Consider the following 22331-nt stretch of genomic DNA (forward strand, 5'->3'; position numbering starts at 1 on the left):
TGGCCACTGATCTACATGCACATAAGCCGAGGGCAGCATGTAGTCCGGCAAGCGCGACTGCAGTTGGCCGCGCAATGCCGACGCTTCGATCGCATCGCCCTGCCAGTACGCCACCAAGCTTCGTTCCGATCCCGCGTTGCCGCGCGCCACCACCACTGCGTCGCGCACGCCTGCGCAGGCCTGCAGGGCCGCCTCGATCTCGCCCAGCTCGATCCGGTAACCGCGCAGCTTCACCTGGAAGTCGTTGCGGCCCAGATAGTCCAGACCGCCGTCGCCGCGACGCCGGACCAGATCGCCTGTGCGATAGACCCGGCCACCCGCCGCGAACGGATCGTCGATAAAGCGCTCGGCGGTCAGCTCCGGGCGATGCAGATAACCACGCGCCACGCCGGCGCCGCCGAGCCACAGCTCGCCGACCACGCCCGGTGCGACCAGTTCGCCGTGGTCGTCGACGACGTAGGCGCGTGTGTTCGCCACTGGCATGCCGATGCCCGGCACGAAGCCTGCCGACCTTGGCATCGAGACCCAGGTCGAATACGTTGTCGTTTCGGTCGGGCCGTACAGATTCGCCACCCACGCCGCTTGCGTCTGCGCGAATACTTGCTCGACCAAGTCGCGCTTGAGCGGTTCGCCAGCCAGATTCACCGCGCGAACACTGGCAGGCAGGCCGCCTGCATCCAGTACTGCCTTTAATACCGAAGGCACCGTGTTGATCAGGGTCGCACCTTCGAGTTGCGCGCCGGCGCGCAGCAGGTCCTCTACCAGCACTACGCTGCCGCCCGTGGTCAGCGGCACCAGCAGTTCGAATACGGCCAGATCGAAATTGACCGAGGTCGAACACACCGTGCGCGCCAGGTCCTGCAGCGCGAACGCGCCATGCGCCCACGTCAGCAGGTTGACGGTATTGCGATGTTCGATCGCCACGCCCTTGGGCCGGCCGGTGGAACCTGAGGTGTAGATCACATAGGCCAGATGATCAGGACGCAATGCCACCCGCGGCGCGTGCGACTGCGTGCTGTCGGCGGTGGCTTCCACTTCCAGCACCGCAACCCCATCTACGCCCAGTCGCGTGGCGGCGCCACCGGCGCTTACCACTGCGACCGGCGAAGCATCTTCCAGCATCTGCAACACGCGTTCGCGCGGATAGCTCGGATCCAGCGGCACGTAGGCACCGCCGGCTTTCAGGATGCCGAGCAGGCCGACCACCAGTTCGACCCCGCGTTCTGCGCAAAGGCCCACGCAGCTATCGGGCACCACACCCAGCTCGATCAATGCATGCGCGACCCGGTTGGACGCGACTTCCAACTGCGCATAGCTCAACTGCGCGTAACCACTTCGCAGCGCCACCGCATCGGGCGTGCGCGCGACCTGCGATTCGAACAAGTCCACCAGGGTCTGCTGCGACTGCTCGATCGACGGACCAGCGCTTGCTTGCAGCAGCTGCGCACGTTCGCCCTCATCCAGCAACGCCAGCGACGAGACCGTGGCCTCCGGTGACCGCGCCATGCCGTCCAGCAAACGCTCCAGCCATTGCGACCAACGCGCGACAGTGTCCGCGTCGAACAGATCGCTGGAATACTCGATCGCGCCGCTCAGCGCCTGCCCTTCTTCCCGCAACGTCAGGCTCAGATCGAACTGGGTCGCGCCGTGCGACACCGCGTAACCTTCAACCTCCAACCCAGGCAAGGCCAGCGTCCGCTCCGGCGTGTTGTCCAGGCTCAGCAGCGTCTGGAACACCGGGCTGTGGCTCAGGCTGCGCTGCGGATGCAGCGCCTCGACCACGCGTTCGAACGGCACCTCTTGATGTTCGTAAGCGGCCAGGGCGGTCGCGCGGACCTGCACCAGTAAATCCGCGACCGTGGCCGATCCCTCTACCCGCGTGCGCAATGCCAGCGTGTTGACGAAAAACCCAATCAGGCCTTCCAGCTCCAGCCGCGGTCGATTCGCCACCGGCGAACCCACCACCACTTCGTCCTGTCCGCTCAGCCGCGACAGCAGCGCACTCCAGCCGGCCAGCAGCACCGTGTAAAGCGTGGTGCCGTGCGCTCGCGCCAGCGCGTGCAACCGCTGGGTCAGGTCCGCGTTGAGACGCAGCGCCAGACGACCGCCGCGATAGCTCTGCAACGACGGTCGCTGACGGTCGGTCGGCAACGCCAGAAATTCCGGCGCGCCGCGCAGTTGTTCGCACCACGCCTGAACCTGATCGTCGCTGTCGGTCTGCGACAGCCGCGCCCGGTGCCACGCTGCATAGTCGGCGTATTGCAGCGGCAAGGCCGGCAGCGGATCGGCTTGGTCTTGCGCATACGCGGCGTACAGCGCGCCCAGCTCGCGCACCAGCACGCCCTGCGACCAACCGTCGGACACGATGTGGTGCTGCACCAGAACCAGCACGTGCTCGTCGGCGGCCAAACGCAGCAGCAGCGCACGCACTGGCGGATGCGCCGACAGTTCGAACGGCTCCGACGCATACCTCATGCAGGCCTGCGCCAGCGCCGCCTCGCGCTGCGGCGCCGGCACCGTTTGCAGATCCCGCCGCTCCAACACCAGTCCGGTTGCCGCCCGTATCACCTGCACCGGGCCGTCCACACCGTGCTCGAACACCGTGCGCAGCGATTCGTGCCGCTCGACGATCCGATCCAGCGCCCGCGTCAGTGCCGTCTCGTCGAGGGCGCCGCGCAGACGCACGCCCGCCGCGATGTGATACGCCGCGCCGGCCGCTGCATCCAGCTTGTCCAGAAACCATAACCGCTGCTGCGACCACGACAAAGGCAGCGCCGACTTGCGATCCGCCAATGGCAGCCTATGTCTATCCTCTGGCTGCGCCGCCCGCACGATCCGGGCAAGCCCGGCCAGCGTCGGTGATGCGAACAAATCCGCCGGCGCGCAATCCACCCCAAACGCTTCGCGCAGGCGTGCGATCAGCATGCTGGCCTGGATCGAATCCAGACCGAACGCGAACAGATCCTGTTGCCGGTCCGCCGGCACGGCGCCGAGCACGTCGGCGACGATCCCGTCGATCCGATCCGCCACGTCGTCTTCGCCCAGCGAATCAAGGTCGGCGGATGCGTCGGCCGCTTGCTCCACCCGCCATTCCCACACCGCGGAGAACGCACCCTCGCGCAGCAACTCGCGGCAGCGGCCACGCTGGACCTTGCCGCTGGAAGTGCGCGGCAAATGACCCGCGCGCACCAGCACCACGCGGGCGAGATCGTAGATGTCGTGCGCCTCGGCCAGCGCGGCGCGGATTCTCGCCGCCAGGTCGACGCTGTCGACCGCGCTGGCGCCGGAGATCTCTTGGACGATCGCGAGCGCGCCCGAGTCCTCGTCCTCGAGCGCGAACACGGCGCAGCCGTCCGCGCTGAAGGCCGGTTCCACCGTGGCCACGGTTTGCTCGATGTCCTGCGGATACAGGTTGCGTCCGCCCAGGATCAACAGTTCCTTCGAGCGACCGACGACGTACAGCTCGCCTTCGTGCACGAAGCCCAGATCGCCGGTGCGCAGCCATGTTTCGCCGTCGCGCTCGGCGAAACTTTCGCGCGTGCCCGCCGGTTGATCCCAATAGCCGGCCGCAACGGACGCACCGCTGACCAGGATCTCGCCGATGCATGCGTCCTGCGAGGCCAGGCCGCTGACCGGATCGGCGATCAGCACGCGCACACCCGCTGAGGTGCCGACGCTGGCCAGTTCGATACCGTCCTCGTCGCTGGCGACGATCGCGCGTCCGCGCGCCAGTTCGCGGCGATCCAGCACGATCGTGCGCAGCGGCTCGCCGGGCGCGCGCAATCGCGCGGCGACCAGCAAAGTCGCTTCGGCCAGTCCATACGCCGGCGTCAGCGCGCTCGGCGCCAAGCCGCGGTCGGCGTAGGCATCGGCGAAGCGAAGCAAGGTATCGGGACGGATGCGCTCGGCGCCGTTGACCGCCACGCGCACGCTGTCCAGGCGGATCGCGCGCAACAGCGGATCGTCCGCGCGCTCGGCCATCAAGGCGTAGGCGAAATTCGGCGCCACGGTCAGCGTGGCGCGGTGGTCCGACAACGCGCGCAACCAGCGATGCGGCCGACGCATGAACGCAGCCGGTGGAAACTGCACGCAGCCGGCGCCGGCGAACAAGGGGTAAGCGATGGCGCCGATCAGGCCCATGTCGTGGAACGGCGGCAACCACGAGACCACGACGTCGTCGCGGGTCATGCCGTAGCGCGCCACCGCGGCCGCGCAATTGGCCATCAGATTGCCGTGGGTGACGATCACGCCTTTCGGCGCGGATGTCGAACCCGAGGTGTATTGCAGCACCGCGGGTGTCGACTCGGTGGCCGGGTAAGGCTCGCATCCGGCCTCGTCCACGCTGGCCGGCAGGGTACGCGCATCGATCCAGGCGACGCCCTCGGCGGCGGTCGCGAATTCGCGCACGCAGCGTTCGCGGACCTCATCGTCCAGGACCATGCAGGCCGCGGGCCGGCAATCGTCGAAGATCGCGCGCAGACGCGGCAAGGTGCGGCGATTGCTCGGTGGATACGCCGGCACCGCCACCAGGCCGGCATGCAAACAGGCCAGGAAGGCGACGATGTAATCCAGCGACGGCGGCAGCAGCAACAGCACGCGGTCGCCGCTCGCGGTCACGCGCCGCAATCCGGCCGCGACCCGCGCGACTTCGCGATCCAGGCCAGCGTAGTCCAACGCAATGCCCGCGCCCTCGCCGTCGGCCAGGAACCGGAACGCGATGCGTTCGCTGTGTTGCGCATCCTCCGCGTGACGGCGCAGCAACTGCGCCAATGAAGAACACGTCGAAGGCATGACCACGGCTGACTCCATTCTCGACCACGAGCAAAAAGAAATCGGTAATCCCTTGCACCGCCGCGTCCGCGACGGCGCCGTCCCGTACTAAGCTTGCGCTGCGACGCTGTGGCCGCGAAGACGCCTGTTGATCCAGAAATAGGCCGACGGGTTGCGCCTGATCGCCTCCTCCAGGATGCGATTGACCCGCATCGCGTCCGCGGCCGGGTCCTCGCCGAATCCCTCCAGCGGCGGCGAGAGCGAGATGCGACAGCCGTCGCGTTCGCGATGGTGGGTGAACGCGACCACGGCCGCGCCGCTGAGCTTCACCAGCCGTGTCGCCGACGACAAGGTGTTGAGCACCATGCCGAAGAACGGCGCCGGCACCTGATTGCGATCGCGGTATTCCTGATCCGGCGCGAACCACATCACCGCGCCGTCGCGCAGCGCGGACAATACGCCGCGCACGTCGCTGCGTTCTATCATCGTGAGCTGGCGCCTGCCCCGCGATCTGCGCGACGCCGCGTCGACCAACGGATTCGGGCGGCGCATATACATCGCGCACAGCGGAATGCGCTCGTTAAGCAACTGCACCGCGGTTTCCATGTCGCTGAAATGAAAGCCCAGCAGCAGCACGCCGCGCCCTGCCGATGTCAGTTGCTGCAGATGCTCCAGCCCGTCGACGACGCAAGGCTGGGTGGACGCATCGCCGAACCACCAGCGGCCCTTTTCCAGATAGCCCAGCACCGCCTGGGCAAGACTGGCGCGGCCCATGTCGACGCGGGCGCGCTCGCTGAGCTCGGGGAAACACAGGGATAGGTTGTCGAGGATGATTTGGCGCGACTCGGCTGAAACGGACCAGTAGACGGCGCCCGCGACTTTGGAAATCGGGGCCAGCATGCGTAGCGGCAGGATGCTCGCAAGCCGCAGTATCGACAGTTCGACGCCCGCTGCAATCCATTGCCGAACTGTCATTTCTGACATCTTGCCAACTCCCTTTTTTTCCGAAAGACGATCCCCGTGGCGTCCCCAACGCCCCGAAGCACCTCAATGAATGCGAGCGACACCGCCGCCGCCCCGGTCGTCCGGCGGACGATCGGGCGCAGCCTGCTCTTCCAGTGGCCGCCGCAGTATATTGAAGCCTTCATCGCACACAACATGTCGCATGACGACTCCATATGCTTGATGATGATTCCACAGGATAGCAACAAGGCATGCACTCATCGTAAGGTTATGCGCCGCATTGCACGCCGATGTTTTTTGCAATGCAGCAGGACCCCGTCGCTGCAAGGATTCGTGGCATGACCCTTCTTTCTTCCGCTTCCTCTCTCGGCCCACGGCCGCTGTCGTCGCCGCCATCGTTCGTCGATGCGTTCCGGGCGCAAGTGGCGAGCACGCCGGAGGCGGAGGCGCTGCGCAGCGACGCTGCGCGGCTGAGTTATGCGCAATTGGACGCCGCGTCGAATCGCGTAGCGCATGCATTAATCGAACTGGGTGTGCTGCCCGACACCCGCGTGGGCCTGTGCGCTGAACGCGGTATCGAACTGGTGGTCGGTTTGCTCGGCATCCTCAAGGCCGGCGGCGCCTACGTACCGCTGGACCCGGGCTATCCGCGCGAACGCGTGCTGCAGATGCTGGAGGATTCGTCGCCGGTCGCGGTGGTGAGCACCGGCGGCGCGGCCGCGCGGTTGGGGCTCGACGGCGTTGCAGTGCTGGACGTGAAAGCCACGATCGATAGCGCGCACTCGCACGCGCCTCAGGTGGCCTTGCGCCCCGAGCATCTGGCTTATGTGATCTACACCTCAGGTTCGACCGGCCGGCCCAAGGGCGTGATGGTCGAACATCGTCAGTTGTTGCACCTGTGGCAAGGCATGCGCGAGCGCGTGTTCAGCGCATTGCCGCAAGGCTTGTGCGTGGCGCTCAACGCCAGTGTTTCCTTCGATGCCTCGCTGCAGGCGCTGGTGCAACTGGCGTCTGGCCACACCGTATGCATGGTACCCGCGAACGTTCGCGCCGACGCCGCGCGCATGCTGGACTTTCTCGACACCGAAGCGGTATCGGTATTCGATTGCACGCCATCGCAACTGGACCTGTTGATCCACGGCGGCCTCTTCGAGCGGGAGCTGCCGCAACTGCGCGCGATTCTGGTCGGCGGCGAAGCGTTTCCGGCCGCGGCGTGGAAGCGCGCAGCGGCCGCGCCGGTGGCCTGCTACAACGCCTACGGCCCGACCGAATGCACGGTCAACAGCACCTTGGCGCGAGTCAGCGCCGAGTGCGGTCCGCATCTGGGCGAACCGCTGCCGGGCGTGCAGGCGTATGTGGTTGAAGCCGATGGAACATTGGCCGCGCCCGGCGTGGTCGGCGAGCTGTGGCTGGGCGGCAACGGTGTGGCGCGCGGTTATCTGCACCGTCCCGAGCTGACCACTGAACGATTCATCGACAACCCGTTCGGCGAAGGTCGCTTGTACCGCAGCGGCGATCTGGTGCGGCGTCGCGCCGACGGCAGGCTCGATTACCTCGGCCGCAACGACGATCAGGTCAAGATCCGCGGCTATCGCATCGAACTCGGCGAGATTGCCGCCGCGCTTTGCGAGCATGCCGACGTGCGCGACGCCGCGATCGTGCCGCTGCGCTCGGAGGACGGCGACGTAAGGCTCGCGGCCTATGTCATACCGGCCCAAGCCGCGCCGACGCCGACCGACCTGCGCGCCTTCCTCGCGCACCGGTTACCGGATTACATGCTGCCTTACGCCTACGTCTGCGTACCGGCATTCCCGACCGGCGCCAACGGCAAGATCGACCGTGGCGCGCTGCGCCCGCCGGCCTCGGCCGACATCGCCGGACGGCCGTTCCTGCCGGCGCAGGGCGAGATCGAAACGGCGATCGCGCAGTTGTGGACGCAACTGCTGCGGGTGGATCGGGTCGGCCGCGACGATAACTTCTTCGAACTCGGCGGTCATTCCCTGCACGCGATGCAACTGATCGAGCGCATGCATCGCATCGGCCTGGAGGCGGACATGCACGGTTTGTTCGTGCAATCGACCCTGGCCGGCTTCGCCGCGACCGCGCGCTGGTCGGCGCGCGCGCAACCTCAGCGCGGCGAGAGCGATGCGTCCGGCCCCGCATGGATCGACTCGCCTGCCTCGCAGAAACAATGCTGCGACTGGGCCTTCAATCAGGTCACCCTCGCCCAGGCACGCCCGTCGCTGTGCGTGCAGCAGCGGGTCAACGTCGAGCAAGCGGATCCGGAACTGTTGCGCCAAGTGTTCGATGCGGCCGTCGCCCGCCATGAAGCCCTGCGCACCACCCTGCATGTGACCGACGACCGGCTGATCCAGCGCACCCACGCCAGCCATGCGCTGGCGCCGATCGAACCGGTGGACCTGCGCGCCGAGACCGACCCGGCGGCCGCGCTCGACGCGTTGGCCGACCGCGTCCGTGCGCGCACCTTCGATTTCGCGCGCCTGCCGCTGTTCACTGTCGATCTGGCGCGGCTGCCCACGCACGACACGGTGATCTTCACCTTCGACCATGTCTGCATGGACCAGGCCTTTCTCGGCCGTTTCGTCGCCGAGGTCGCCGAAGACTACGCCGCGCGTTCGCAGGGCCGCGCCAACGATATCGAGATGCCGGGCGGAACCTACCGGCAGTACGCGCAGTGGGAACGCACCGAGATGTCCGGCGACAGCGGCCGCCGCCATATCGATTACTGGACCGGCCTGATCGGCCGCGTCGGCGCGCAGCGCTACACCGACCGCTTCGCCGATTACCCGACGCAGTGGTTCGCCTCGCATCGCCAATACATCGCCAACGCGCTGTCGAAGCTGCCGACCGGCATGCACCCGCATCTGGCCGCGCACGCGCATCGCTACGTCGGCAACCTGTTCCACGAACCGGTGCCGATGGCCCGCTTCAGCACCTACGTTGGACCCGAGATCTTCCATGCGCTGGCGGCCAGGGCGATGCGCGCGAAGCTGCCGCTCAGCGCGCTCGCCATCGCCGCCGCCAACGTGCTGATCCAGCGGCTGACCGGATCGGACGCGAGCTTGATCTCGGTGCTCACCGAAACCCGGCCGTTCGGCGCTTGGCAGGATTCGGGCGGCAGCTTCGTCAACGATGCGCTGTACGCGGTCGAATACGCCGGCGATACCGGCGTCGACGAGGCCATCGCGCAGATCGCGGCGCAGATGCCCGCGGTCAGCGAACACAAGGTCTGCTTGCTGCCGGCGGTGCTCAGCGCCGCCGACGTTTCGCTGGAAGCCATCGGCACCTTGTGCCTGAACTACATCAGCGCCGAGAGCGACAAGCCGCTGGCGCCGTTCGCGTCGCGCCATCAGGACGGCGGGTTCGCCTCGATGGAGTTCAACCTGACCGTGGTCCAGTACCAGGACGGTCTCTACATCGATTGCGAATACCGCAAGGCGCGGTTCGCGCCGCGCACGATCGAGCAGACCGTGGTGGGCGGATTCGTCGACGTACTGCGCGCCTTCGCCGACAGCGGCAATGCGCGCGTGGCCGATATCGCACTGAGCTTTCCGCCGGCGGCGCCGACACCCGCGCGCCGGACCGAGCCGTCGTCGCTGAGCCCGGTCGACGCATGACCGCGATGGATGCCTGGGCGCATGCGGATCGACCACCGCTGAAAGTGCTGATGCTGGGCTGGGAACTGCCGCCCGCCATCACCGGCGGACTCGGTGTCGCCTGCGAGGGGCTGCTGCGCGGCATCGGCGCGCTCGGCGGAATCGGCGTCGATTTCCTGCTGCCTGCATCGCCTGGGATTCGCGGCGATTATCCCACCGCGGTGCGGATCGTCGAACTGGACGGATGCGACGATCCGCACGCCGGCGTGCGCGCGCAGGGCGCTTACATCGCATACCGCGAAAAAGCCGCACGGTACGCGGCCGCGACCTTGCGCGCCCTGCCGGAACTCGGCGAGTTCGACCTCATCCACGCGCACGATTGGCTTACCTTCGAAGCCGCGATGGCGATCAAGCGCGCCAGCGGCAGGCCGCTGGTGGTGCACGTCCACTCGACCGAGCACGATCGCGCCGGCGAGCACCGCACCAATCCGGTGATCGCGGAACTCGAACGCGCCGGCATGCAGGCGGCCGACCGCATCGTGGCGGTCAGCCGCTATACCGAGCATGGCCTGGTGCGCAATTACGGCCAGTCCGCCGAGCGGATCGACGTGGTCTACAACGCCGGTCGATCGCGCCAGACCGATCCGTTACCCGCTGCGCCGCCCGCGGACGGATGCGTATGCTTCATCGGCCGCATCACCGAACAGAAGGGTCCGGAAGCCTTCGTCGAAGCCGCCTTGCGGATCCGCGAGCGGGTGCCGGACGCGCGCTTCGAAATGGCCGGCGACGGCAATCTGCTGCCGTTGATGCGTTCGCTGGTGCGCGCGCTGGGACTGTCCGAGGCGTTCTCGTTTCCGGGCTTCATCGATCGCGAGCAAGTGACGAATCTGCTCGCGCGCAGCCGCGTGCTGGTGATGCCTTCGCTGTCCGAGCCGTTCGGGCTGGTCGCGCTGGAAGCGATCGAGGCCGGCGTGCCGGTCGTGCTCTCGCGCAACTGCGGCCTGGCCGAACGGGTGCCGAGCGCGCTCTGCGTCGATCCGGACGACATCGACGCGATCGCCGATGCGGCGATCGGCCTGCTGACCGATCCTGCGCGCGCGCGGGCATGTGCGTCCGCCGCCGCGCGCGAAGCGGCGGAGCTGGACTGGACCCGATCGGCCGCCGCGCTCAAGCAGGTTTACGATCGCGCGCTGGACACGGCGCTGCCGCGGATACCTGTGCCGACACCGGCGCCGGCTTGCTGAAACCGCTGCGCGTCGCTAGCCGACGAACAGCGCCACCGATGGGCCCTCGCCCGAGGCGAACACCAGTTGCTCGCCGTCCGCGCCCGCGGTCGCCGCACTGCCGTCGCGGGCCACGCAGAAACAAGCCGTGCGCCGCCGCGATCCGTCGACCAGCGTACGCACGATGCGCAGACGCTGCGCGTCGCCTTCGAAAGCCAATGCACCGCCGTCCCAGTCGGCCAACACACCATGGAGCTTCACCGCCGCCAGCAATCGCGCGAAGACCGCGCCGGGTCCGTCGGGATCGCGCGTGAGCGGACCGGGCATCGCCTTGCGCGCATGCTGCTCGGAGTAATCGAAATAGCGATCCAGCTCGGCCGGCGCCGCGCGGCGATCGTCGTAGCCGCAGTACACGCTGGGGCCGTTGGCGCTCATTGCCAGGGCCAGCGCCAGCCCCGTGACCACGAGGTCGCGCGTATGCGCCGTGCCGTTGAAGATTGGCCGGAAACTCGGATCGTGATCGATGACGATCGGAACCAGGCAACACGGCGGCACCTGCCAGTGCAGCCGCTGTTCGGCGATCGCCGGCAGCAGGCGCGACCAATCGCCGCCCGCGAGCAGCGTCTGCTGAAGCGCATGCGCCAGCGGGAAGTCGTAGAGATAAACTCCTTCGACCGGCGGCCCGACCGCGGACAGCGCGAAGCGCAGCTCCCGGTAATGCAGGCTCCAGTATTCCAGCACCGCGACGAACGGCGCCGCGTCGGCATCGCGCACCGCCTCTCGCAGCGCATCCAGCGCGGCGCGCAGCGGCGCCAGACCGAGGTGCTTGGCCATGTCGACCCGGAACGCGGACACCCGCGCCTCGCGGATCTGCCATTGCGCGCGCGCCAGAACCCGCTCGCGCACCTGCGGATCGAACAGATTGGGCCGGGGCAACTGGTAGTACTCGCCCAGATGCGTGCGCGTCACCACCTGGATGTAATCGGCCAGCGCCAGACCGCCGGGCGAGGGAATCGCATCGCAGCTTTCCAGCCCGCCCAGGAAGCATCCGGGTTCGTCCAGCGGCGACACTTGGTCGGCCAGGGCCAGCGCCAACGGCGTGCATCGCGACGCCGGCGGCGCAAGGCGCGGCAACTGCGGCGGATACCCCATCGTGCCGAGCACCGAATCCTGGATCAGGCGCATGCCGCACGCGGCGGCGGCATGGCGCAGGGCGATGTAGTCGTCGGCTTCGCCCAAGGCCGGGTCGACCCCGCACTCGCCGCTGCTCCAGTAACCGTGATTGTTGAGATACGGATGCAGCGCGCCGTCGTCGCCTTCGACGTAGTACAGGTCGGTGCTTTGCCGATCGACCACGCCAAGCAGCACCGCGTCGAAGCCCGCGGCCGCGATCTCCGGCAGGTCCATCGCCAGCGCTTGCAGAACCGACCCGGGGCCGGCCGGACTCAGCAGGCGCGGCAGCACATGCAACGCCGCACCGAGCGGCGGATGGGTGGCGCGGCCGATTGCCGGCAGCGGCTGGCCGCGATCGATCCGTTCGCCGTCGCTCGCATCGAATTCGAAGGCCTGCGCGCAAGCCTGCGCGACGCGATCTTGGTCGTCGCGCGCATCGGCGTACCACGAGGCGTCGACACCGCGCCCCGACGGCCGCACCGCGCGCCGTAGCGCTTCGCGATGGGCGTAGAACGCATCGATCTCGTCGTCGCGCAGCGCGGCCGCGTCGACCGGCACGCCCATGTCCTGCAGCGCGGCTTCGATCCTGACCGGACCGCGGTGAACGACGATGTCGGCGTCGTGCGAATGCACCGCGAACGCCCCCTGCGCCAGCGCCGGCGATTCCCGCGCCAGCGGCCACGGCGCCAGCCGCACTTGGGTCTTCATCACCCCCTCGCCCGCTTCGCGCGCGATGCGATGGGCGATCAGTACCGTCCGGCCGCGATCGTCCGAACGCAGCACGCAGTCGGCGTACAGCTCGTCGCCGCTCTCCAGCAGAAACAGCAGATGCCGCAGGAACAGGCGCAACCGGCGCTCGGCCGGCGCGGTCGGCGCGTCGACGAATTGCCGCAACGCGTTCAGCACGTCGGCGAACCCGCAATCGCCGGCCGCGATCAGCGCGGCGATGCACGAATGCAGAGAACCCGGCGCTACTTCGACCGATTCGGAAGCGGGCTCGCGCACTAGGCGACGGTCCCGGCGCGTTTCGGGTCGAACCGCATCCAGCCCATCTGGCGTCCACGGCCTTCGGAACACAGCAGCCAGCGGTCGCTGTCGCTGTATTCGCGCAATTCCGCAAACGACGACAGATCGCGCGCGGCCATCGTCATCTCGGTGATCGCATGGGTCGCGGCGGCATTACACCTGAGCGTCTGCATGCGCTGAGCGCCGTCCTCGAAGAACCAGTCGTGCAGTTCGAGGAAGATCACCGCGTTGCCGAACGCGTCGAACGCGGCCTCGTCGAGCAGTTCGAACTCCGCGCCCTCGATGTCGATGAACAGCACGCAGTCGTCGATCACATCGGCGGGCAGGTCGCGATAGAAGCCGGGGTCGGCCTTGCCGCGGATCTCGACCCGGTCCTCCACGCCGTTCAAACGCGCGGTGTCGCCGATGATGCGCCGGCCCTTCTCGCCCATTTCGTAGCAATACGAGCGCTGGCACAGTCCCGACACCAGCGCGCCGACGCCGTAGTAGCCGTCGCCCGCGCCGAGATTGACGAAGGCCTTGCGGCCGCCGGTTTCGCCCAGCGATTCCAGCACTTCCTGCTCGTACAGGCCGAGCAGCATCGGTGCGCGGTCGGCGACGCTCCACGCCGTGTCCGGCCCGAGCCGCATGCCGCGGAACGGCCCGTAGCGGACGGTCGAGGCGAGCGCGAGATCGAGTTGCCGCGCCAGTTCGATCCGGCGCCGTTCGACATAGGCCGCGGTGTCCATCCGCCGTCCCGGCAACAACGCGTACAGCATTCTGTTGAGCATTCCCTCTCCTCTGGCTAAACCCCTGGCTTCGACCCATGCTCGCCCGGCAACAGCGCGAGAGCGGGCGCGTCATTCCACGATGGCGGCGCCGGGCCTCAGATTGGCGAGAAAGGCCCGCAACGGCGAGTGCGCATCCGCCGGCACCAGCGCGGCGAAGTCGGCCACGCGCGTCGGCGTGCCCTGCTTCACCTCCGCCAACAAGGCCGCCACCGCTTGCGCGTTCTGGTCGAACACCAGCACCTGCCCGTGCGCGCTGGCGAGCAGCTTGTCGCCCACCGTGGCCCAGTCCAGGCCGTGCCGATCTTCATTGACCACGGCCTGCGCGTCGCAATCCTGCCCATCGGTTTGCTCGACGACACCGTCGCGCGGCAACGGACCGAAGCCGGCCGAGGTCCGTATGCCGAGCGCATGCGCGGCGAACGCGAGTTCGACCGCATGCGGCGCGTTGATGTCCGCGCTCAGCGCATCCCACATGCGACGCAGGCGTTCGGGCGATGCCATGTCGCCGCCCGCAGCGGACGCGGCGGACAGGCCGTCAAGATCTAGCGCATCCAGGGCCTTGTGATCCGAATTGGCGACCGGCCCCGACGGCAATACCACCGCCTTCTTGAGGATCTCGCTGGTATCGCCTTTATGGTAGATGCCGATGCTGAGCGAAGCGCAGAAGTCGCCACTGTCGTTGACCGCCACATGCCATTCGCCCGCGGGCCAATACAGCAGATCGTCCGGCCCGACTTCCAGAATGGTCGCATCGGCCAACAGCGCCGCCAGCGCCTCGCCCGCGTGCGCCGGCGAGCCCGCTTGGACCAGCTCGGCGCGGTGTTCGAAATATTCGCGCGGCCAGAACGCCATTTTCTTGGTGCCGATGCCCGTGGCCATCAGGACATGGCAGTCGTCCATGTGGATGCCGAACGGCGTGCTGCTATAGGTGCCCGCGTAGATGCACGAGTGGATGCCGCGGGCCGGATAACCCACGCGACCGAACAACGCATGCAGGGTCGGGGTGAGCTTGCGGCGGATCGAAGGCAGGGCGACATCGACCTTGTCCAGGATCACCGAGAACTCCGATCCGGGAAAAGCCTGATCGACCTGCGCCTGATACTGCTCGAAGCCGCGCACATCCGGCCCGGGGAAGAACGCGAGCAGTTCGTGGATGGCCGGCGCACGGCCGGCGAGATTGGCGCGGCCGAACGGTTCCTTGCGGCCCGCGGCCATGGCCTGGGCGGTGGTCGACAAGGCCTGGATGAATTCGGCCGGAGTGAACAGGGGCGCGGACAGCGCATTCTTGAACAAGCGCGGCGGCCCGCCCCACGCGTTCGCGATCTGCGTGGCCAGCGCGTGTTCGTCGTCGAGAAGCATCGCATCAACATCCGTTTGATCGAGAGCGCCTAATCTAGCGGCATCCATGCAAAGTCACCACCGTCCGCCGGCTCGCGCCGTCGCGATCGGGCTCGCGCGATCGCTGTCGCGCCGACCATCCGCGCGCCGTCGCCGACCATGGTCGATGCCGGGACTCGTCGCCCTCGCGAGGCCACGCCCGCGCAAGGCCGCATGCCCGCGCCAACCAGACATTCGCCCCCGAGCGATGCGCCCATCGAAGGCGAGCCGATGCCCCACCCTACCCGCGCCGTCACGCCACGCCCTTTAATCAACTCTTAAAGTCGCCCTCCTAGGCTGCGACCGATCCGCCTGGTCGGTACAGGCGATAATGGCGGGTCCCGCGGCCACCGATCGGTGCGGCGGTTGCGTCAATCTCTTCATATCTCTTATGGAATCTTCCATGCGCGCAGTTGTTCCGCGTTGGTTAGCGGTGATCGTTGTCTGTTCCTGGCTGGCGGCGTGCGGTGGGGCAAAGGAAGAACCCGCCGCTGCCGGCGGCGCATCGGGCTTGGCGGTGTCGCTGGCGCCTGCGCAATCGCAGCCGTTGGCGCGCAACGTGCTGGTGTCAGGGCCGGTGTCGGCATTCGAAGAGATGCAGTTGGGCGTGGAACTCAGCGGCCAGCGGGTGACCGCGCTGCGGGTCGACGTGGGTCAGGCGGTCAGCCGCGGCCAGGTGCTGCTGGAACTGGACCATCGCACCCTCGACAGCGAGCTGGCCCAGGCCGATGCCTCGTTGAAGCAGGCGCAAGCCTCGTTGACGCTGGCGCAGGTCAATTACGAGCGCGGCGCGAAACTGGCCGCCACGCAGTTGGTCAGCGCGAGCAGTCTGGATGAATTGCGCGCGACCCGCGTGCAGGCCGAGGCGCAGGTCGCCACCGCCCGCGCCGCCCGCGACGCGGCGCAACTGCGCCGCGATTTCGCCGAACTGCGCGCGCCCGCCGACGGCATCATCTCCAAGCGCCTGGTGCAACCCGGGCAGGTGGTCGCCGCGGGCAGCGAACTGCTGCGCCTGATCCGCGACGGCCGCCTGGAATGGCGCGCCGAACTGCCGGAAGAACAATTGTCCGGCGTGACCGTCGGCAACACCGTCGAACTGCCGTATGCCGGCGGCACCATTACCGGCCGTATCCGCGCGGTCAGCCCCGGCGTCGATGCGCAAACCCGCACCGGCACGATCTACGCCGACCTGCCCGAACCGGGCGCGCTCAAACCCGGTGTGTATGTCGAAGGCCGCATCGTCACCGGCGCCGGGCGCGCGTTGATGGTGCCCAGCGCGGCGATCGTGCAGCGCGACGGCCACAGCTACGTGTTCACGATGAAGGACAAGCAGACCGTGCAGCGCCTGCGCGTGCGCACCGGACAGACCGCGCAAGGCCGGATCGAAATCATCGAGGGGCTGAAGGAAGGCCAGCAAGTCGTCGCCGAAGGCGCCGGTTTCCTCGGCGACGGCGACCGCGTGCGGGTGGTGCCGGCGGGTCAGCAGGCAAGCAAGGCGCCGGGCACCGGGACGAAGCAGCCATGAATTTTTCCGCCTGGGCGATCCGCCGCCCGTTGCCGGCGATCATGCTGTTCTTCGTGCTGTGCGTGGCCGGCCTGTGGGGGTTCTTCAAACTCCCGGTGGCGCGTTTCCCCGATATCGCCTTCCCGATGACCACGGTCACCGTCACCCAGCCGGGCGCGTCGCCGAGCCAGCTCGAAGCCGAGGTCACGCGCAAGGTCGAGGACTCGGTCGCGACCGTCACCAACGTCAAGCGGGTGATTTCCACGGTCAGCGAGGGCGTCAGCACCACCACGATCGAGTTCAATCTGGAAGCCGATCTGGCCACCGCGCTGGACGACACCCGCGACGCGGTCACGCGCATCCGCACCGACCTGCCGCAGGACATCCAGGAACCGGTGATATCGAAGGTCGATATCGGCGGCTCGTTGATGACCTACGCGCTGGTCGCGCCGCAGATGACCGCCGATGAAGCCAGCTGGTTCGTCGACCGGCAAGTCTCGCGCGCCATGTACGGCGTGCCGGGCGTGGCGCGAGTCACCCGCGTCGGCGGCGTCGAGCGCCAGGTGCGGGTCGATCTTGACCCGAACGCCCTGCTCGCCTTCGGCGTCACCGCCGGCGATGTGTCGCGGCAGTTGGCGCAGATCCAGGTCGAACGCGCCGGCGGCAAGGCCGAACTCGACCGCAGCCAGCAGACCATCCGCACCCTCGGCACGGTCGGCAACGCGCAGTCGCTACGCGACTATTCGATCAGCCTGCCCGACGGCCGCTCGGTGCGGCTGTCGACGCTGGCCAAGGTCAGCGATGCCGCCGCCGATCCGACCCAGGTCGCCTTGCTCGACGGCGGCGACGTGGTCGCGTTCTCGATGTCGCGCACCCGCGGCTCCAGCGAGGTCAAGGTCGAAGCCGGCGTGCATGCGGCGCTGGATCAGCTCAAGGCCGAGCACCCGGGCATCGACTTCCGTCTGGTCACCACCGCCATCGACGAAACCCACCGTTCCTACGATTCGTCGATGACGATGCTGTGGGAAGGCGCGCTGCTGGCGCTGCTGGTGGTGTGGGCGTTCCTGCGCGACTGGCGCGCGACCTGGGTGTCGGCGCTGGCGCTGCCGTTGTCGATCATTCCGACCTTCGCGGTGATGTACTGGTTCGGCTTCACCTTGAACCTGATCACCTTGCTCGCGCTGTCGGTGGTGGTCGGCATCCTGGTCGACGACGCGATCGTCGAGATCGAGAACATCGTGCGCCATCTGCGCATGGGCAAGCCGCCGCTGGAAGCCGCCCGCGACGCCGCCGGCGAAATCGGCAACGCGGTCATCGCCACCTCGCTGACCCTGGCCGCGGTGTTCGTGCCGGTCGCCTTCATGCCCGGCATCGCCGGCAAGTTCTTCCGCGAGTTCGGCTGGACCGCGGCGACCGCGGTGCTGTTCTCGTTACTGGTCGCGCGTTTGTTGACGCCGATGATGGCCGCGTATCTGCTCAAGCCGCATGGCGAGGAACCGCCCGAATCGCGACTGATGCGTTGGTATCTGGGCTGGGTCGACGCCGCGCTGCGCCATCGCGCGCGCACCTTGTGGATCGCCACCGGCCTGTTCGTCGCCTCGCTCGCGCTGGTGCCGTTCATCCCCGCGACCTTCATTCCGCAATCCGACCTGGGCCGCAGCAATCTCAGCCTGGAATTGCCGCCGGGCACGCGCCTGCAGGAAACCGCGGCCATCGCCGAACGCGCGCGCGCGCTGGTCAAGGACATTCCGGAGCTCAAGCAGGTGTACACCGCGGTCGGCAGCGTACTCGATCTCGGCGACCCCAGCGCCACCGGCATCGGCGAAGCGCGCAAGGCGACCCTGGTGCTCGACTGGGGCGTGGCCGACGATCGCGAACGCGATCAGCGCGCGCTCGAACGCGACGCGCGCGCGCGTCTGGCCAATCTGGCCGGCGTGCGCGTGAGCTATGTCAGCTCCGAACCCGGTAATCAGCTGCAACTGGTGCTGTCCGGCGACGATCCACAGCATCTGCAGGAAGCGTCGATCGCGCTCGAACGCGATTTGCGCGGCATTTCCGGCCTCGGCAGCGTCAGTTCGTCGGCGTCGTTGTTGCGCCCGGAAATCCAGATCGTGCCCAATCCGGCGCGGGCCGCAGACCTGGGCGTGGCGACCGCCGACATCGCCGAAGCCGCGCGCATCGCGACCTCGGGCGACTACGAACAACGCCTGGCCAAGCTCAACCTGCCCGACCGGCAGATTCCGATCCGGGTCGGCTTCGCCGAAGCGACGCTGTCGAATCCGGCCTTGATCGGCCAATTGCGCGTACACGGCCGTTACGGCCCGGTGCCGCTGGCCGCGGTCGCGGATATCCAGATGGGCAGCGGTCCGTCGCAGATCTCGCGCTATCAGCGTCAACGCAATGTCACCCTGACCGCCGAACTCAATGGTCGTCCGCTGGGCGAGGTCATGGAGACCGTGCAGAAACTGCCGAGCGTGCAGCACTTGCCGCCCGGCGTGAGCTTCCTCAACACCGGCGATGCGGAAGTCTTCGTTGAACTGTTCATCGGCTTCATGCTGGCGATGGCGGCCGGACTGATCTGCATCTACATGGTGCTGCTGTTGCTGTTCAACCATGCGCTGATGCCGCTGACCATCCTGACCGCGGTGCCGCTGTGCGCCGGCGGCGCGTTCGGCGCATTGCTGCTGACCCAGAACATGCTGTCGTTGCCAGCCCTGATCGGTTTGTTGATGCTGATCGGCATCGCCACCAAGAACTCGATCCTGCTGGTCGACTACGCGGTGATGGCCGAGGACGAACACGGCATGAGCCAGCACGATGCGTTGATCGACGCCTGCCGCAAGCGCGCCCAGCCGATCATCATGACCACCTTGGCGATGGGCGCCGGCATGATGCCTATCGCCCTGGGTTTCGCCGGCGATTCCAGCTTCCGCGCGCCGATGGCGATCGCGGTGATCGGCGGCCTGATCACCTCGACCTTGCTGAGCCTGATCGTGATCCCGGCCGCGTTCACGGTGGTCGACGATCTCGGCGAATGGCTGACGCGACGGTTCCGCCATCGTTCCTCGCATCCGGTGCAACACCCAGCGTCGAGCTGACGACGGATGCTTCCGCCCCGCCCCTTTCGCGGTCGATGCCGAAGGGGCAAGCGTCGGGCGCGCGATGAACAGCGTCGCGCACCGAATACGTCGGCGATTGCAATGGCGACGCCTTCGTTGTAACCATCCCAGCTGCGTTTCAATGGAGATGCAGCATGCAACGACTCACCGGTGGCTGCCTGTGCGGCGACGTCCGCATCGAAGCCTCGGGCCGACCGTATCGCGTAGGCCTCTGCCACTGTCTCGACTGCCGCAAGCATGGCGGCAGCGTGTTCAACGCCTTCGCGATATACCCCCAGGATGCGGTGACGATCGAAGGCGAGACCCGCGATTACCGGGGACGGCATTTCTGCCCGCGCTGTGGCTCGTCGGTATTCGCGCGCAGCACGGACGAAATCGAAGTGAGCCTGGGATCGCTGGACGCGCCGGATCAACTGGCGCCGACCTACGAAACCTGGCTCGTCCGTCGCGAGTCCTGGCTGCCGGATTTTCCGCTGGCGAAACACTACGAACACGATCGCGAAGGCACGGGACGCTCCGAGCCGTAATTGGCGCAAGCGGCAATGCATCGCGTTTCGATGCCGAGGTGTCGGCGCCATCGTGTTGGCGCGCGTGTTCGCGAACGTAGGGTCGACTGCTGCTGAATCGTCGCGACCGACGGAGTCGCCCAGACGACTGGGCGACTCCCGCTCTCGCGAGCGTGGCCGCTTACATCACGCAACCGGCATAGACCTTGGACTTGTTGCTCGTCACTCCCCAGCCCGGATCGCCGCAACCGGCGGGCTGGCGTATGCCGACGACGGTGCCGGCGTTGTCGTAGTACACGACGGAACAGAAACAACCCGCGGAACTGGTCGCCGCGCCGGTGCTCGCGGACATGGCCAACAGGGCTCCCAATACGATCAGCTTGAAGCGATGCATCGCACTCCTCCCTTGGCTTGCTTGCGGCAGGTCGCCGCGCATGGAAGATACAACGCTGGATGCGCGCGGCGATTGTGGACGAAGCGAAGTTTCAATTGCGCCAACCGTTACGAAAATGAACTGTGAGCGCCATCGTGAAGTCGCTCGCCATATGAAACAGGGGATCAATCTGCCGACCAGGCTGGCGCGACACGACATGCCCATGCACAAGCGGCGGACCCGACCACTACAACGCGATATGTTTCTCCGCTCGCTTGCCATCGATCACTGCGCGACTTCCTTGCGTCACAAGATCGATCAGCCATGAATGCGACCGATGCGATGCTTTGATCACTACGCCGGCTCATGATTGAACATTTGTGAGACACATCACGACGACAGCGAGTTTCGTGGCGTAATACGACTTGCATCGAAAATATTTCGCCCGACTTTGTCGGCGCGACAAATAGTTTCCACTAAAACTACTTATTCGATCGGAAAGATCGTTACGCGCATCAATCCTAGCGCGCATGTTCCTTGGTGCCGCGCTCGTAACCTCGGTCTCGCGATAGCGCGAGGCATGCACGCCGAACGAAATAAAGCGAAAAACGAGCAACGGTGGAGCGCCGGGAAACGCTCTGCCTTGCGCGGCCAGGGAAGACCGCATTGGCGGACGCGCTCACGATGCTCCGCCTCGGGGATCGGTACGGATTGAACCAATACGAATTCGACCAGTACGGATTCGATCCGAACTGACCAGGTCGGGAGTGCCGGATGCACTTCGCGACCGCTTGTGAGAAGGACTATTCAACCAACAAGGAGCTGGTCATGAACCATATAGTCGCGTTGAGTCTGGTGTTGCTGGTTTCGCTGCCGGCCATCGATACGGCAGCAGCCAAGGAACCTTCCTTCCAGAAATTGAACGCAAAAGCCAAGTTCATCCACGGCGAAAATCTGGTGAAAGGCTTGTTGCCGGAAACCGGCGCCGCCACCGATGCCCGCCTGCAGACGCCGCAGCAGAAAGCGGCCGGGTTGAGCGCGGTGATGGTCACGCGCAACGGCGATCTGTACGAGTCGAAGATGAACCCGGAAGACGTCGCCATCTTCGAAAAGGCGATCAAGGATCTGGAGTCGGTCGGTCGCACCGCCACCAGCTTCAGTACGCCGCCGACGTTTCCGACGCTCTATGCGGATGGACGCGTCACCCCCAAGGTCGTGATCGGCGCGGACGACAGAGTGCAGATCTCGAACACCGTGGCCGCGCCGTTCTGGCATATCGGCCGTATCGGTATCGGCTGCACCGGCACCTTGATCACCGCCAAGCATGTTCTGACCGCGGGCCACTGCGTTTCCAACGGCGCGGGCACATTCTATTCCGCGCTCGACTTCACCATCGCGCAGAACGGCAGCTACCAGCCCTGGGGCACGACCACCTGGGCGCGCGCCGTCACCACCACGGCCTGGCATAACAGCGCCGACAGCAACTACGACTATGCGCTGATCGTGCTCAGCTCGGCGCCGCACGGCGGCAACTCCGGCTGGGGCGTTTATTCGGGCGGCACCCATACCATCACCGGGTATCCCGGCGACAAGCCGCTCGGCACGATGTGGACGCACTCGGGATCGGTCAACACCAGCGGCTCGTATCGCCTGTGCTACACCATCGACACCGCCGGCGGCAACAGCGGCAGCGGGATCTCCAGCGACGGCGGGGTCAACGTGCGCGGCATTCATACCACCGGCTCGTCCAGTCAGAACTGCGGCACCCGGCTGACCAGCACCGTCTACAACACGCTTCAGAACTGGATCGCCACTTATCCTTGATCGACGAGCGTCGATACGGCGTAATGGCTGCGTGGTGCATCGGGGCAACGATGCACCACGTCCTGATCGGCATTGCGGTGATCGAA

12 protein-coding genes are annotated in these 22331 nt (G+C 66.9%); 7 read left to right on the forward strand and 5 right to left on the reverse strand.

Annotated elements, in window-relative coordinates; translation table 11 throughout:
• Positions 1–4878: 4878 nt before the first annotated feature.
• Positions 4879–5754, reverse strand: coding sequence for a hypothetical protein (locus ASD86_RS19035; RefSeq protein WP_082578505.1), 876 nt, complete (start codon positions 5752–5754; stop codon positions 4879–4881).
• A gap of 317 nt (positions 5755–6071) precedes the next feature.
• Between ASD86_RS19035 and ASD86_RS19045 the strand changes: the two genes are divergently transcribed.
• Together ASD86_RS19045 and ASD86_RS19050 are read left to right on the forward strand one after the other, a co-directional pair.
• Positions 6072–9371 carry an amino acid adenylation domain-containing protein gene (locus ASD86_RS19045; RefSeq protein WP_162253701.1) on the forward strand — a complete coding sequence of 1100 codons (3300 nt, stop codon included), beginning with the start codon at positions 6072–6074 and terminating at the stop codon, positions 9369–9371.
• Positions 9368–10594 (forward strand): glycosyltransferase family 4 protein, encoded by a 1227-nt coding sequence (locus ASD86_RS19050; protein ID WP_056114249.1) that lies wholly within the window; start codon positions 9368–9370, stop codon positions 10592–10594. Before ASD86_RS19045 ends, ASD86_RS19050 begins: the two co-directional genes overlap by 4 nt.
• Positions 10595–10609: 15 nt before the next feature.
• Here the strand turns inward: ASD86_RS19050 and ASD86_RS19055 are convergent, their stop codons facing one another.
• The 3 genes from ASD86_RS19055 to ASD86_RS19065 form a co-directional block, all read right to left on the reverse strand.
• Positions 10610–12751: a hypothetical protein gene (locus tag ASD86_RS19055; protein WP_056114250.1), complete on the reverse strand. Its 2142-nt coding sequence runs from the start codon at positions 12749–12751 to the stop codon at positions 10610–10612.
• Positions 12751–13542 (reverse strand): hypothetical protein, encoded by a 792-nt coding sequence (locus tag ASD86_RS19060; protein ID WP_157476846.1) that lies wholly within the window; start codon positions 13540–13542, stop codon positions 12751–12753. Before ASD86_RS19060 ends, ASD86_RS19055 begins: the two co-directional genes overlap by 1 nt.
• A gap of 69 nt (positions 13543–13611) precedes the next feature.
• The gene (locus ASD86_RS19065) at positions 13612–14901 is read right to left on the reverse strand and encodes a cupin domain-containing protein (protein WP_056114258.1); all 1290 of its coding nucleotides are present in this window, start codon (positions 14899–14901) and stop codon (positions 13612–13614) included.
• A gap of 421 nt (positions 14902–15322) precedes the next feature.
• Between ASD86_RS19065 and ASD86_RS19070 the strand changes: the two genes are divergently transcribed.
• The 3 genes from ASD86_RS19070 (at position 15323) to ASD86_RS19080 (ending at position 20069) form a co-directional block, all read left to right on the forward strand.
• Positions 15323–16444, forward strand: coding sequence for an efflux RND transporter periplasmic adaptor subunit (locus ASD86_RS19070; protein WP_056115174.1), 1122 nt, complete (start codon positions 15323–15325; stop codon positions 16442–16444).
• A complete protein-coding gene (locus ASD86_RS19075; protein ID WP_056114261.1) occupies positions 16441–19521 on the forward strand; it encodes an efflux RND transporter permease subunit in 3081 nt (1026 codons plus the stop codon). Before ASD86_RS19070 ends, ASD86_RS19075 begins: the two co-directional genes overlap by 4 nt.
• A 155-nt stretch (positions 19522–19676) precedes the next feature.
• A complete protein-coding gene (locus tag ASD86_RS19080; RefSeq protein WP_056114265.1) occupies positions 19677–20069 on the forward strand; it encodes a GFA family protein in 393 nt (130 codons plus the stop codon).
• A gap of 160 nt (positions 20070–20229) precedes the next feature.
• Here the strand turns inward: ASD86_RS19080 and ASD86_RS19085 are convergent, their stop codons facing one another.
• Positions 20230–20442, reverse strand: coding sequence for a DUF6289 family protein (locus ASD86_RS19085; protein WP_157476849.1), 213 nt, complete (start codon positions 20440–20442; stop codon positions 20230–20232).
• Between the two features lie 40 nt (positions 20443–20482).
• Here ASD86_RS19085 and ASD86_RS26945 point away from each other — a divergent pair, with 40 nt between their 5' ends.
• Together ASD86_RS26945 and ASD86_RS19090 are read left to right on the forward strand one after the other, a co-directional pair.
• The gene (locus ASD86_RS26945) at positions 20483–20749 is read left to right on the forward strand and encodes a hypothetical protein (RefSeq protein WP_157476851.1); all 267 of its coding nucleotides are present in this window, start codon (positions 20483–20485) and stop codon (positions 20747–20749) included.
• Between the two features lie 500 nt (positions 20750–21249).
• Entirely contained in the window at positions 21250–22245 is a 996-nt protein-coding gene (locus ASD86_RS19090; protein ID WP_056115177.1) for a trypsin-like serine protease, read from the forward strand.
• Positions 22246–22331 lie beyond the last annotated feature (86 nt).

Source organism: Lysobacter sp. Root690, assembly GCF_001427785.1.
In the GTDB taxonomy this organism is placed as follows: Bacteria; Pseudomonadota; Gammaproteobacteria; order Xanthomonadales; family Xanthomonadaceae; genus Lysobacter.